This window comes from Fulvivirga imtechensis AK7 (genome assembly GCF_000331535.1).
Classification (GTDB): Bacteria; Bacteroidota; Bacteroidia; order Cytophagales; family Cyclobacteriaceae; genus Fulvivirga; species Fulvivirga imtechensis.
Map to the genome: position 1 here is coordinate 13,336 of NZ_AMZN01000092.1, position 14,444 is coordinate 27,779.

The 14,444-nt window shown below is 43.7% G+C and carries 11 protein-coding genes; 2 read left to right on the forward strand and 9 right to left on the reverse strand.

Translation table 11 applies throughout. The features are described from left to right. Window positions 1-83: 83 nt before the first annotated feature. Both mnmE and C900_RS23760 read right to left on the reverse strand, forming a co-directional pair. Window positions 84-1,466 (reverse strand): tRNA uridine-5-carboxymethylaminomethyl(34) synthesis GTPase MnmE, encoded by a 1,383-nt coding sequence (gene mnmE, locus C900_RS23755; protein WP_009582866.1) that lies wholly within the window; start codon window positions 1,464-1,466, stop codon window positions 84-86. Window positions 1,467-1,871: 405 nt separating this feature from the next. Continuing rightward, window positions 1,872-2,105, reverse strand: a complete 234-nt coding sequence (locus C900_RS23760; protein WP_009582867.1) for a hypothetical protein — start codon at window positions 2,103-2,105, stop codon at window positions 1,872-1,874. Between the two features lie 45 nt (window positions 2,106-2,150). Here C900_RS23760 and C900_RS23765 point away from each other — a divergent pair, with 45 nt between their 5' ends. Both C900_RS23765 and C900_RS23770 read left to right on the forward strand, forming a co-directional pair. Further along, the gene (locus tag C900_RS23765) at window positions 2,151-5,723 is read left to right on the forward strand and encodes an SBBP repeat-containing protein (RefSeq protein ID WP_009582868.1); all 3,573 of its coding nucleotides are present in this window, start codon (window positions 2,151-2,153) and stop codon (window positions 5,721-5,723) included. Between the two features lie 126 nt (window positions 5,724-5,849). After that, window positions 5,850-7,607, forward strand: coding sequence for an OmpA family protein (locus tag C900_RS23770; RefSeq protein ID WP_009582869.1), 1,758 nt, complete (start codon window positions 5,850-5,852; stop codon window positions 7,605-7,607). A gap of 14 nt (window positions 7,608-7,621) precedes the next feature. Here C900_RS23770 and C900_RS23775 read toward each other — a convergent pair whose 3' ends face one another. The 7 genes from C900_RS23775 to C900_RS23805 all read right to left on the reverse strand — a co-directional run bounded on the left by C900_RS23775 (window position 7,622) and on the right by C900_RS23805 (window position 14,283). Continuing rightward, the gene (locus C900_RS23775; protein WP_040497426.1) at window positions 7,622-8,785 is read right to left on the reverse strand and encodes a carboxylesterase family protein; all 1,164 of its coding nucleotides are present in this window, start codon (window positions 8,783-8,785) and stop codon (window positions 7,622-7,624) included. A 300-nt stretch (window positions 8,786-9,085) separates the two neighbouring features. Next, window positions 9,086-9,949, reverse strand: a complete 864-nt coding sequence (locus tag C900_RS23780) for a metal ABC transporter permease (RefSeq protein WP_040497438.1) — start codon at window positions 9,947-9,949, stop codon at window positions 9,086-9,088. Window positions 9,950-9,998: 49 nt separating this feature from the next. Next, the gene (locus C900_RS23785; RefSeq protein WP_040497439.1) at window positions 9,999-10,361 is read right to left on the reverse strand and encodes a four helix bundle protein; all 363 of its coding nucleotides are present in this window, start codon (window positions 10,359-10,361) and stop codon (window positions 9,999-10,001) included. A gap of 110 nt (window positions 10,362-10,471) precedes the next feature. Continuing rightward, entirely contained in the window at window positions 10,472-11,761 is a 1,290-nt protein-coding gene (locus C900_RS23790) for a metal ABC transporter permease (protein WP_009582873.1), read from the reverse strand. Window position 11,762: 1 nt separating this feature from the next. Then, window positions 11,763-12,599 carry a metal ABC transporter ATP-binding protein gene (locus tag C900_RS23795; RefSeq protein WP_009582874.1) on the reverse strand — a complete coding sequence of 279 codons (837 nt, stop codon included), beginning with the start codon at window positions 12,597-12,599 and terminating at the stop codon, window positions 11,763-11,765. 119 nt (window positions 12,600-12,718) lie between these two features. After that, window positions 12,719-13,642, reverse strand: coding sequence for a metal ABC transporter solute-binding protein, Zn/Mn family (locus C900_RS23800; RefSeq protein WP_009582875.1), 924 nt, complete (start codon window positions 13,640-13,642; stop codon window positions 12,719-12,721). Then, on the reverse strand, window positions 13,627-14,283 hold the full coding sequence (locus C900_RS23805; protein WP_009582876.1) for a metal-dependent transcriptional regulator: 657 nt from the start codon (window positions 14,281-14,283) through the stop codon (window positions 13,627-13,629). The genes C900_RS23800 and C900_RS23805 overlap by 16 nt, the downstream gene beginning before the upstream one ends. Window positions 14,284-14,444 lie beyond the last annotated feature (161 nt).

A 14,444-nucleotide genomic window follows, 5' to 3' on the forward strand; every position in this document is an offset into this window, starting at 1 on the left:
GAGCTGAATATACAGCTTTTATAAGGCTTCCAGGGAGACTCATAACACATATATTTTCAGCTAACGAATGACAGAGAGTTCTATTACTTCCCGATACAAAACTTCGAAAATATATTCGCCAGTAGATCATCCGTAGTAATCTCCCCGGTAATTTCCCCGAGGTAGTGCAAGGACTGACGGATATCCATCGCGAGAAAGTCACCGGTAATGTTATTGTCAAGGCCGTTTAGCACATCCATTAGTGCATTGCGGGTTTTGAGCAGGTTGTCATAATGGCGGATGTTGGTCACAATGGTATCACCGGTTTTGAAGTTGTCGAGGTTTACCACTTCCAGGATGCGGTCTTTGAGTGCATCCAGGTTCTCTTTGGTAGCAGCAGATATCAGTACGGAGCCTTTGATTTTCTCAATAGCGGCTTTTAAGTCAGGCTGGGCTTTGTCTTCTTTATTGCCCACTACTATAAAAGGTATGCCGAGGTTTTCCAGCTTATTGATATCCCGGTTTACGTCTACGAGGTTGTCATTGGCCATGTCGATCATATAAATGATCAAAGAGGCCTTCTTCATCTGTTGTTGGGTGCGCTCTACACCGATTTTTTCTATTGTATCGGTGGTTTCACGAAGACCTGCAGTATCGATAAACCTAAAGGTAATACCTCCCAGATTGATCTCGTCTTCTATAAAATCACGGGTTGTTCCGGCAATATCCGAAACAATGGCTTTTTCTTCATTCAGAAGGGCGTTTAGCAGCGTAGATTTACCCGCGTTGGGCTTGCCGGCTATTACCGTGGGCACTCCGTTTTTAATGACATTCCCCAGATCAAAGCTATCAATTAGAGCATTGATCACTTTCAACAGGTTGTTGATGAGCTGCTTGAGGTCATCACGATTAGCAAACTCCACATCTTCCTCCCCAAAATCCAATTCAAGTTCGATCATTGAAGCAAAATGGATCAGCTCTTCCCTCAGTTGACGGATCTGCTCGGAGAAACCGCCTCGCATCTGGTTGAGCGCCGCTTCATGAGAGGCAGCGGAGTCGGAGTTGATCAGGTCTGCCACCGCTTCAGCCTGCGCCAGGTCAAACTGGCCGTTGATGAACGCTCTTTTGGTAAACTCTCCCGGCAGGGCCAAACGCGCACCCTGAGCCAATAGCACTTTAATAATTTGCTTTACTATATAAGGAGAACCGTGGCAGGAAATTTCTACTACATTTTCCTTTGTGAAAGATTTTGGAGCTACAAAAAGGGACACCACCACTTCATCAACAATTTTGTCGTTATCTCTTATAGTGCCGTAGTGCAGGGTATGGGAAGGCTGTTTTTCAAGGTCCTTACCTTTGAAGACCTTGTTACAAATTTTGATCGCATCAGTTCCTGATACCCTGATTACCGCAATGGCACCCACCCCCGGGGCTGTTGCCAGTGCTACTATGGTGTCTTCTGTGGATCCTAATTGTACAGTACTCAAAATTCTTTCTCCTGTTAATTTGAGGCACAAAGGTACATAAATTGTGAATATGCTTGAGCGGAATTTAACACCTTGTAACTTGATAGTTAAACTACTTTATGAGTGAATATTATTCTTTATGTTTTTATTAAATATTTGTTATTATATATTAAATTAATAAAAATTATAGGTTTTGGTATTTTAAATTCCAATTAGCTAATTTTATATAGCTTACACGGAACAGGGTGTCATATCGAGGCTTTATTAGTTACCCGAACTTTTCTTGATATGAAATCAAATTCGACTACAGCTTCTGGCATTCGATGCTTGTTACCTAATCTGTATTCTACGGCATTGGTTTTTTTGTTGCGTACAGATCTCCGAATTTGCGGAATCTAACCTTTTATAAATATAATATCTCCTTAGTCAATCAAGAGGCACATCTTTTGCCTTCTCAAAGCTACGAAACAAGCGTAAGGACGGATGAAATAGTGCTTTTGGTTGTTTTAACCATAACAAGGCTGCACTTGGGACAGAAATGCTTTTTATTTCCTCTTGATCTCCGCTGAGGGTGTGGATTTTCGGTGTCAAAAGTGAGGCAATTTCTACCTCCATTTTTACTTCAGGGCTTGTTTTACTTACAATTATCAATGTTATCATCTGACAATTTAATTTTTACTTATGAACCAATAAATACTTAAAAAAATGAAAGCGTTGGCTTCCGCATTTACTTTTTCAGCATGTAAGATCATGCTATGTTCTATAGTTGTTGCACAGGGACTGGTTCCACCGTCAGATATTTCTGTTGATCATATTAATTCCTCCAATGTCTCTTTTTCATGGAACTATTTAGGTGTTGGTCAGGATGGCTTTGTAGTAGAACGCAGCGAATCCTCCGGGGGAGGTTTTCAGGTAGTTGCAGATCTGGGTCCGGGTGTATTTCAGTATACCGATACAGACATTTCCGGCAATAAAAGCTATTTCTACAGGGTGAAAGCCTACAATGAGACAGAACAATCTACCTACAGTACGATGGTCCAGGGGCCACCGGTTGTACAACTGCAGATGGACGATATGGATAAATTAGCTCCTGATCAAGTGGCGGCACATTTAACAATTTCCGGTGTACCTCAAATGGATTTCCTGCAAGTGGAAAGTACAAGCAAATTTGCATCCATAGAGCTTGGGTATGATGAAGATGCTGTTTACACCCAAAATCCGTTAAAACTGAACAAATCCGGATACCAATTTCTTGAGTTGACCCTGAAAGATTTCAGTAACACCAATTGGAGCAAAGTTCACTTCCGGCTCAACGGAAAGGCAGGTGTAATTGTTGGTAATTACCTGGACGATGCCGCAGAACTTGAGGATGGCTGGCTGGAGGTGAGTATTCCCCTGGCTGACTTTGCAGAAAAGGAACAAGTTCAGTTTATTTCATTTCCTCATGCTAATCACGTCAATTTTGGAGTGAAAGAAATATCCTTTGCGGGTGATGATTCACATTTCCAATGGTTTGGCGCTGAAAAGTATGACAACTCCAGAAAAGAAAACATAGCCGGACAAAGCAGCTTGGTTTTTAATTCTATTGGAGTACATCCCGAGGCAATTCAATTGGACGTGTCACGGAATGGCCAAAATGTTGACTATTCACAGATATCTATGCCCTGGCATCCATTCCATCTAAATTTAACACCCGGCGAAAGTGTTATTGTAGGTTCGTTGATTGATAGAGAGGGTACTTCTTATTATTCAGATCCATTAAATTACTCAATTTCCAAAGGCCCGAGATATCAGGTGACCCATGTGAGTTGCAAGGGAGGAAGTGATGGTAGCATTGATCTGATAGTAGAAGGGGGAACCCCTCCGTATGCGTTTACATGGAATAATGGCAGTAACAGTGAGGATATTGCAGGACTTTCGGCTGGTGTTTACACTGTAGAAATAAAAGATGCGTTCCAAAAAACAGCCTCTTTAACTGTGCTGGTGGACGAACCGCAGGCATTGTCAGCCACCCTGGATTATACAGAGTGCAACTATAAGGAGGCGCAATTGCAAGTAAAAGGAGGTACTGCTCCGTATAGTTACAGTATTGATAATGCTCCCTTTCAGACATTAGGAGTTGCGTCTGCAGAAGTATGGAGAATGTTTGCTAATTACAATGGCTGGGTGGTGCCTGTAGGAGGTGTGGAGGTAGACGCTGAAGATAATGTATATTTTGCCGGAGAATATGATCAGGTGATCAGGTTTGAAGATGGTAGTGTAGGAGAGGAGGGGAAGGAAGGTATTTATCTGGCTAGCGCTTATGCCAATGGTGAATTCAAATGGAAAGTAAATTTCATTGGGGGTAGGTTCGCTGACCTGGCTGTGGATGCCAATGGAAATAGTGTGCTGGCCTTTAACGTAAGTGGCCAGGGTGAGTTAATTACTCCGGACGGAAGTCTGGTGTTGAAGGAAAACGGTTATATCGCACGATTTGATAAAAAAGGGAATTTGCTTTGGATACATAAAATTGTCAAAGGGGTCTACAATGTAGGTGTTGATGCCCAGGAGAATATCTATGTTGCAGGCACAACCTCCAGTAATACCTTTGAGGGTACTTCATTCGGCAATATCCTTGGGCCTACAGATCTCTATCTGGCAAAGTATAACAGCAATGGCATTTTTCAATGGGTGAAACCCATAAAGGGAAAGAACACCGAGGAAAACCATGATATGCATGTTGCCGCCAATGGGGATATTTTTCTCACTGGTGGCTTTGCTACAGATATTTCCTTTGGTGGAATATATTTGAAAAGCTCAGGACTCAGAGATGCCTATATAGCCAAATATAATTCTCAGGGAGTGGCTCAATGGGCCAATCAGGGAGGCGGAGCAAAGAACCATGATTACGGAAGGGCTATAACCTTGGATAAAGCCGGGAATGTATATGTAATGGCTCATTTCCGCAGCAATTTATCTTCATTTGGGGATGCGCAGTTTGCCGGGGCGGTAATGATACTCGCACGTCTTAATGGTGTTAACGGAGCCATTGAGTGGGCTACGGAATACGTACAGATCACGGGTATGCCCACGTTCGATATGGCCTATGATATAGCTGCTGATATTGATGGAAAAATATATGTATCCGGGGAAATGGCCTGGAGCTGGCTGAGGGGTGAAGGCGGATTTGATCTTTATATAGGAAGTTACCTGCTCACATTCGATGATACCGGAGCTGTACTCAACAGACGGGCTACCGGAGACTATTCCTACGGTCAAAACTTTGTACCACTAGCTGCTACCTATGACAATCACCTGATCTATGTTGACCATACCTATGGCTTGTCTATAGTGAAGCGTGGACCGGCCATGAGCAGTACCATTGCGATTGACCCGGCCCTCGACCAGGAGATAATAGTGAGAGATGCTAACTATTGTACCTATACTATCGATGATCTTTCACCGGAGTCCGAGGCAGAGCAGCCTGCAATATGTTATGTGACAGCAACTTCCGAAGGTAGCAATCAGGTGGTGTGGAACACGGTTTCAGGGACCTCTGCCAATGGGTTTAATATCTACAGATCAGAGGATCATGTTGGTGAGTACAAATTAATTGGTACTGTTGCAGGAACTGTTAATGAATTTTTTGACGAGCAGCCGGCCGGAGGTAAGGGCGATTTAAGGTACAGGGTAAGTGCAATAGATCAATGTGGTATTGAATCTGAGCCTGATGGAAGCCTTAGTGCACTGCATTTGGAGGTGATAGAGGAACTGGGAGATGCAATTACACTTCAGTGGAATAAATATGATGGTTTCGAATACAAGGACATCCTTATATATGCAGGCACTTCCCCTGAAAAAATGGGGCTTCTGGATCGTGCTTCGGAGCAGGTCACCTCCTATACCATACCGGCTCCTGCACCAGCGCTCAAGCACTATCGACTGGCCGTTGAAGGCCAACCCGCATGCCTTCGGAAAGAGGTGTCGCACGACCAGCGATCAGCCAATGGTGAAAGTAAAGTGAAGGTACTGTCAAATATTGCGGAACGTAATAACGGAGCGCTGAACATGGTTTTTTATCCCAATCCGGGAACAGATAAGATCAATTTGGAATTTACGCCGGATGGAGAAGAATATGAATTAATGATGGTTGACTCCCATGGACGGGTTGTTAGGAAAATAGATAGTGTCACAAATGGAGCTGTATTGCAAAGGGAGCAGCTTCCTCCTGGCCTGTATAATGTTATACTTCGTAAAAACTCAGGAAAGCCTGTGCATGCTATAGTAGTATTTCAATAGGCCCATTCTCATGATCGAAAATAAAACTGGCAGTGGACTTGCTGTAAATTTTGTGAAAAGCAGGCACGTTATATAGAAGAAGATCGATATTTTCTATATATTAAGAGTTCAGGTTTATTTTTGATCATGAGATTTTCATTTACTCTGTTTATATTTTTTGCAGCTTATGGAATAGCATTTTCTCAGGAAGATCCGGTACAACAAGCTCAATTGTACCTGGAGCAGGCTGATCAGATATACAGTCAGCAAAAGGAGGCTATTGAAATTGCCAAAGAGCTTTATGTACAGGCCGCTGACCTGGACCCTGCCAACCTTAAAGCCAACTGGATGGCGGGAAGTCTATATCTTGAAACTATCAATAAAGACGAAGCTGTTAAATACCTGCTGAGAATTGAGCAGCAGAAACCCAATTATCGGTTTGATCTGTCTTATTACATTGGCAGGGCCTACCACTATGGTCTTGATTTCGATAAGGCGCTCGATTATTACGAACGATATAAAAGAAAGCTACTGGGGAATAAAAGCTATAGGGGTACCGACAGGGTGCCGCTGGATAAGGTGAATAGACGGATCTTGGAATGTACCAACGCAAAAGATATTATCGGTCGTCCGGCTCAATATACTGTTATACCAATGGGCGAGGCCATCAACTCCGTATGGCCGGACTATGCTCCTGTTATCAATAGAGACGAAACTTTATTGATATTCACATCCAGAAGGCAGGAAGATAATACCACTCCAGATGTGGACCGGGATAATTTTTACTTTGAAGATGTCTTTTACTCCCGCAAAGTAAATGGGGAGTGGACACCGGCAAAAAATATAGGTCCTCCGATAAATACTGAATTTCACGACTCAAATATTGCGCTTTCCGTAGATGGCACCAGGCTATACTTATATAAAGACACCGGTATGGGAGACATCTATTATTCGGATTTTGATGGTACCAATTGGTCTGAACCAAAATTCCTCACCGACAAGATCAACTCTTCCATGTATTCGGAGAATGCAGTTTCCGAAACATCATCGCCCGATGTTATCTTGTATACCAGCAATCGCCCGGGTGGGGAGGGAGGTATCGATATTTATTATTGTACCAAAGATGAAAAGGGCAATTGGTATAAATCAAAAAGCCTTGGGCCGGTAATCAACACAAAGTTTGATGACGATAGCCCTTACCTGGCGGCAGATGGTAAAACACTATACTTCAGTAGCTCAGGTCACAAAGGCTATGGTGGATATGATATCTTCAGGTCCGTATATGATAGCGCCTCAGGGGAGTGGTCGCAGCCGGAAAACCTGGGCTATCCGGTGAATACTCCTGATGATGAAATATTTTTTCAGATGTCAGTGGATGGGCGTAGAGGATATTTTGCTTCCGTAAGAGCCGGGGGGCTCGGATTTACCGACATATTCATGGTGAAATATCATGGAGATAAGGAGCATAAACCCATTGTTATTCTGACCCAGGAGCAGGAGGAAATGTTGAAGGAAGTAGAGGTGGAGCAATTAACCAAAACCAATCAATTCGAAAAACATGAGCTGGAACTCATGAATCACAGTCATAAGATATTTTTCAATACCGATCAAAGCGCCATAAATGAGGAGCATCGGTTAGAATTAGACAGTATTGTTCACCTTGTTAACAAGCATGATGTTTTAAATATAGACATAGCCGGTTTTGCCAGCTCTGATGGAAACCCACGATATAACCTGGATCTTTCCCATAAGCGGGCACTGATAGTTCTGAATTATTTTATAGGTAAAGGCATCAGTGAGGAGCGTATTGTAGCAAGGGGTTTTGGTGCTATTGATGAAGATTCCCCACCCGAGCAGCAAAGGAGGGCTGACGTTCGGGTTGTATTCGCGGGGAAAAAAGATTAGCTTTTTGTAGCCTGTCACTTTGACTGCCCCAGCATCCAGTCATAGATATTAACTGGTTCCACGCTTGGGTCCAATTCCCACATGTTGCTGTCAGGGTTGTATACCCTTATCCAGCAGTTGTGTCCCTCATCCAGGAAGATCGTCAGGTTGACCTCTTTTAATGGTCCGGGATCACATGCTTTTATAGCGTTGATCATTTCCACAGATCCGGCAGATGGTACCTTAGGGTCCTCCTGGTTGTGAAATGCCCAAACGGCCAAGTCGGTTAGTTTACATGCCTGTTCGGTTTCTCCTTCTCCTGAAATAGGCACTATGGCGGCTGGTATCTCCGGGTAAGCCATCGCATAACTGAGCGTGCCAATGCCTCCGCCACTCATTCCGGTGATGATAATTCGGTTGGGGTCCACAGCATAGGTTTCCAGGGAATATTCCACTACCTCGTGTATGAAATCCACGTCCCACTCTTCCTCGGTGTGTTCGGGAGCAATTACAATAAAGGGAATGTCATGCCCATCGTTAAGATACTTGGGAATAGATCCATTTTGAATTAATTTGATCTCCCCGGGAGGTGCAACCTCCCCATTGCCCCCCAGGAATATGATCAAAGGGAGCAGCTTCTTTTCAGGATGTATAAAACCTACTTCATCGGGTACATAGCGAACATAGAGCACGGCACGGGCCTTCATAGGCGATTGGTAAGTTTCTATATCCAATCGCTTTTTTGTCTTAAACTGAAAAGCAGTCACCTCATTTTGAAGAACAGTATCTGTAGCATAGCTTTCAGCGACCAGGTAAGTAAACAGTTCTGTTTCTTCAGGCAGACCCTCTATGGTAACGATATTCGTACTGTCAATATTTTGACAGCTTACGGTAATAAAGCTTGCACTGATAAATCCTGTATCTGATAAAGCGGCTTCTTTTACATTAGTAGCAGTCTTATCTGTGATCTCTGTGTCCGATATCACATAATAAACCGTAGCGGGCATATTAGTTTGCACGTGTATGTTCGCACTGTTCCTTCCGTAGAAGATTTCGGGTGCGGTCAGGAATTCAGGAGGTCCTGCCGTCTCGCATGGGTCCTTATCAGGTTCCTCCAATGGAAGTTCTTCATCACTACTGCAAGCGAAGAAAAGAGACATATATATGATTGCAAAAGAGAGATAACTGAGCTTCTTCATTTCAGTAAAATAGTTTCAATTCGCATCGAAACTATTAACAGATGAAGTCAGTATTAGTTAGGCTGCTTCGGTCGAATTGCCTTCTGCTCCTGCTAACTGAAAATGATGCCGTTGAGTCGCGTCTTTTAGTGCGGGAGACAAGCTTTTAACGCGTCATTAAGGATGTCATCCCATCCCGATTTCATGTATTTCATGGAGAGGGGTCTAGAGACAAGTAACTGCTCCAAAGATGCATGGATCTCTCCCTCTGGTACCAATGATAAGTTTTTATTACCATCCTGATAGTCGTGGAGATTAGTTTTATCTCCTTATCACCTTAATTATTATCCCGCTGCCCGGGGCAAACAAGAATGCCATGCCGAATAAAATGCCGGCCACAGAAGCCATAGCGCCAGCAATAGAGCCATCCAGCCACACGGCAATGTAGTACCCGGAAAAAGAAACTAAAATACCCAGGGCCACTGTGGTGACCAGCATGAATTTGAAATTTTCGGTAAGCAGATAAGCCGTTGCAGGTGGAGCTATTAGCAGCGCAACCACCAAAATGGCTCCGACAGCTTCAAAGGAAGCTACGGTTGTGATGGATACCGCTCCCATGAGCAGATAGTGCCATAAGGCTGTTGAAATACCGATGGCTGAGGCATAAGCAGGGTCAAAGGTAGTTAGGAAAAGTTCTTTATAGCCAAAAAGGATAAAGATCAGGATAACAACCAGCACAGCACCAGTAGTATACAGCACCCTGGGCCCCATAATGAGTCCTGATTCGGTGATCCAAAGATCTAGCGGTACGTAAGCGATCTCTCCATAGAGGACACAATCCTGGTCCAGGTCTACTTTTCCTGCAAAAGCAGATATCAGGATCACACCGATAGCAAAAAGCCAGGTGAAAGTAACACCAATAGAAGCATCCGTTTGCAATCTGCCCTTTTTGTGAAAAAATTCAATGAGGAAAGTTGTTAAAACCCCTAAAATACCAGCCCCAATTACCATAGTTGCAGAATCTCTGGCACCTGTAAGCAGAAAAGCGATAACGATCCCGGGAAGTACCGCATGTGAAATGGCATCACCCACCATAGCCATCCTCCTGAGAATGAGATAACACCCCAGCAGTCCACACGAGATGGCCACTATCGAACCGGTTAATATGATTTGTAGTGCATGCATACTTGTTTCTGGTTTCTGGTTTCTGGTTTCTGGTCTCTGGTCCGGTTTTTTATTGTGTGTTTTCAATAGCACTTATGAATCTGTTCAATTTTCTTCCAAGTAGTTCAATTTCTGAGGCTAACTCTTCATACTCTTTTTTATCTTTTAAAGAACAGGTCTCATAGAGCACCTCTAAATGATCTCTGGTTTCATCATTAGAGGCTAAACTATATATCAGGAACCTCAAATACTCATTCTTGTATTTTCTTCTTCCATATCCCTCTACAATATTTGCTCTTACCGATTTACTTGATCTTCTAATCTGACTTCCTGTTTCGTAAAGCTCAAAACTTGGAAGGGTGAGGGTCATCTTATGTATTTTAACAGATACTTCTCGCGCTAATTGCCAAACTTCGAGTTTTCTATAACTCATAATCTTTTTGTTTTTTAATTTGATTCGTTTTTGTTCAATACTTAACACAAAATTCAACCAGGCTACGTGTGCGAAGAACCAGCTACCAGAGACCAGTAGCCAGCAACCAGTCATCCATACGGTATTTCCGACTGATGCGGATCTACTTTTGGGTAATTCAACAATTTTTCAAGTCTGGCTTCCAGCTCCGGTGTTAGTATGTGCTCAATAGTATCTGCATCGTCATGCACGTGATCAGGGGCTATGCGGAGGTACTGGGTGAGATATAACTCCCATAGCCGGTGAAGCTTCACCGTACGTTGTCCTTTGCGCTTGCCTGCCCGTGTGAACGACCAATAACCGTTTTCATTCTTTAGATATCCATCACTTCTCAATCTTTTTAGCCCGCTTTTTAGAGCCTGAGGCTCAAATTTTCTTTTGGAAAGAATTTCTTGTAGAGTGCGCTTTTCATAAAATTTCTTTCCTTCTTCTCCCAAATGATACAGTGCTTTCAGGATATTTTCGTCATTGATCTGTTTTTTGATCCTGCGTTGTGTCTTTACTCTGTACAGGATGCCTCGTCCCGGTGCCAGAAAAAATGAAATGAAGGCAATGGTTGAAATGACCACAACGATCCAAGGCCCGGTTGGCATAGACGGGGCAATGTATGAGATATAGGCGCCTGCCAGTCCGCTTAGCGAACCGAAAATTGCTGCAAGCCATATCATAGTAGTGATGTTGTGTGTCCAGAAGCGAGCTGCGGCAGCCGGGGTGATCAGCATAGCAGCCATAAGTACTACACCAACAGCCTGAATGCCCACCACAACCGCCAATACCGTAAGCGTGGTAAGTAAAAGTTCGATGGCCCTGACAGGCAGGCCTAGTGTAACTGCAAATTCTTCATCAAAGGCCAGAAGGGTGAGTTCCTTAAAAAAGAGCCATACACTTACAATAAGGATAACAGCAATTACGGCAAAAACAATAAGGTCAAAACCCACCAGAGAAGCTGCTTTCCCAAAAAGGAACTGATCAAGACCGGTTTGAGAGGCATTCCCGGATTTTTGGATTATCGTCAACATAAAAATACCTATTCCAAAAAATACAGACAGTATCAGGCCTATGGCTGTGTCTTCCTTTAGCTTCGATTTGGCAGTAATAATATCGATCAATACTAACGACAGCCAACCTGTTAAAAATGCTCCGATAATAAGTATTATGGGACTTTTCTCGCCTGACAAGATGAATGACAGACATACGCCGGGAAGCACAGCATGGGCCACGGCATCACCTACAAGTGCCTTTTTCTTCAGAAAAGTGAACGTACCTACGATAGCCGAACTGCTGGTGAGCAGGAGGGAGCCTATCACCACGTACCTGATGTTAGGGTCTGAGAAGGAAAAGAATTCAAAGAAACTATCCATATCAACCGGATTTTGAGTCAGGGGTCTTTTCTCTGTTAGGAAACTGCTGCTGGCGGATCAGGTCTCCAACATCACTCAACAGCGTGAGCTTACCTCCATAGGTCTCCTGTAGTAGTTCTGTAGTGAATACCTTTTCCACGGGCCCTGAGGCTACCAGTCGCATATTAAGCAGGATCACCCAATCGAAATACTGGGTAACAGATTGGAGGTCGTGATGTACAACGATCACCGTCTTGCCTTTGGCAGACATTTCGCGAAGCAGGCTAATGATCGCTTTTTCCGTAGCAGCGTCTACACCGGCAAACGGCTCGTCCATAAAGTACAGATCCGCCTGCTGAGCCAATGCCCTTGCCAGGAACACGCGCTGCTGCTGGCCACCTGATAACTGTGATATCTGTCTTTTTTCATATGCTTCCATACCTACCTTCCGCAGACTGTCCATTGCTATATCTTTGTCGGCCTTTCTGGGGCGCCTGAAGAGCCCCAATTTGCCGTACCTACCCATGAGTACCACATCGAGTACGGAAGCCGGGAAATCCCAATCTACAGACTCACGTTGTGGTACATAGCTGATCTTCCCACGCGCTTCCCTTAGGCTCTGATCGAAAAGTTTTACATAGCCGCTGCTATTGGGTGTAAGGCCCATGACCGATTTTATCAGCGTGGATTTGCCGGCACCGTTGGGACCCACTATACCGATCAGCTTACCATAGGGTAGCGTTAGGTCCACATCCCATAGCACAGGCTTCTTATCATAAGACACAGTCAGGTCATGAACCTCCAGCACAGGGTTCTCAACATGATGAACTTGATTGATGATAGTCTTATCGTTGGTCATTAGTCAATAGTTAAATCGCTTAAAGTGCTTAAAGTATAAACTGAAAACTGAAAAAACTGTAAACTGTAAACTGAGAACTGAGAACTGAGAACTGAGAACTGAGAACTGAGAACTGAGAACTATTTCAGCGCCTCAACAATTGTGTTTACGTTTGCTGTTACCATTCCTATATACGTTCCTTCTTTTGTTCCTTTTTTTCCCATGGCATCGGAGTACAGGTTACCGCCAATCTTTACATCAAAGCCACGCTTACGGGCGCCTTCAACCACTGCGTTAATAGCTTTTTCTGATACGGATGTTTCAACAAATACGGCCTTGATCTTACGGTCTACGATAAATGTCACCAGGTGGGAGACATCTCTGAGACCATATTCGGATAGAGTAGAGATGCCTTGTAATCCCCGTACTTCAATATCATAAGCATCACCAAAATAGCCAAAAGCATCATGGGCGGTAATCAGTGTCCGCTGCGCTTTAGGAATGGTGGATATTTCATCTTTTACCCATTTGTGGAGTGAATCCAGTTGCCCTACATAAGCCTGAGTATTTGTCCTGTAAAAGTCTGCACGAGCGCTGTCAAGGTCCTGTAAGGCTTCACCCGTTTTACGTACAGCTTCAGTCCAGAGTGCTACATCAAACCATATGTGAGGGTCATAGTTGTTGTTGAACTCAGGTACCTTCCGCAACTTCTCAGGGTTAATATCTTCCGCCACGGCAATCACCGGCTTTATTCTCGAGAGCTTCTCCAACACTTCACCCATTTTACCTTCCAGGTGTAAGCCGTTGTAAAAGATCACGTCAGCCGAAGTCAGCCGCTGCAGATCTCCCTGAGTAGCTTTGTACAGGTGAGGATCTACGCCCGGTCCCATCAATGAAATAACATCGGCAGAGTCGCCAACAATGTTCATCACTGCATCTTCTATCATTCCTGTGGTAGTAACGATATTCAGCCGACTTTTTTCCAACCCCTGCTCTTGGGGCTTACCACATGCAGCGATTAATACCACACACAATATGAGCAGCTTGATTATTCTTCTATCCATATATTTTCCGAAACTTCTTTTGAGATAAAAACTGTCTTTTTGTTGTCGATCAGGATCTCCAGCGAGCCATCAAATTCCAGCCTGTCGATCACCCTGATTTTAGCCCCAATGTAAGCCCCAATTTTATCGACATATTGGAGGAAAGCAGCACTCGCATCTTTGACTGCCACCACTACTCCGTCATGTCCGATTTTGCAGTCGCTTAGAGCCACCTGGGGCTTGGCTTTAAACTCTCCTGATTCGTCTGGAATGGGGTCTCCATGGGGGTCGTATTTTGGGTACCCTAGAAACTCGTCCAGACGCCTGATGAGTAGGGGAGATTTGATGTGCTCCAGTTGCTCTGCTACATCATGAACCTCGTCCCAATTGAACTTCAGTTTCTGGACCAAAAATACCTCCCAAAGCCGGTGCTTTCTGATAACCTGAAGAGCAGCTTTTTGCCCTTCTTCAGAGACCCTTACCCCCCGGTATTTTTGATAGGTGACAACACCTTTGTTAGACAATTTTTTAATCATATCTGTAACAGAAGCCGCCCGGGTATTGAGGGTATCAGCGATAGCATTGGTGGATACAGGATTGCTTGTACCTTCACTTAGATGGTAAATAGTCTTCAAATAATTTTCCTCTGCAAAACTTAACATAGGGCTTCCAATTTTTAGCAAATATAGTATTTTAGATTTATCTAAAAAATTTTTTACATTATAATTAAAAATTACAAAGAGCAGCGTTTTTCATGCGATTACGGAAGAAATGTTACTCATTCTTGTGTTTTTTAGGCTTGTCTAAAACACATGTAAGGACT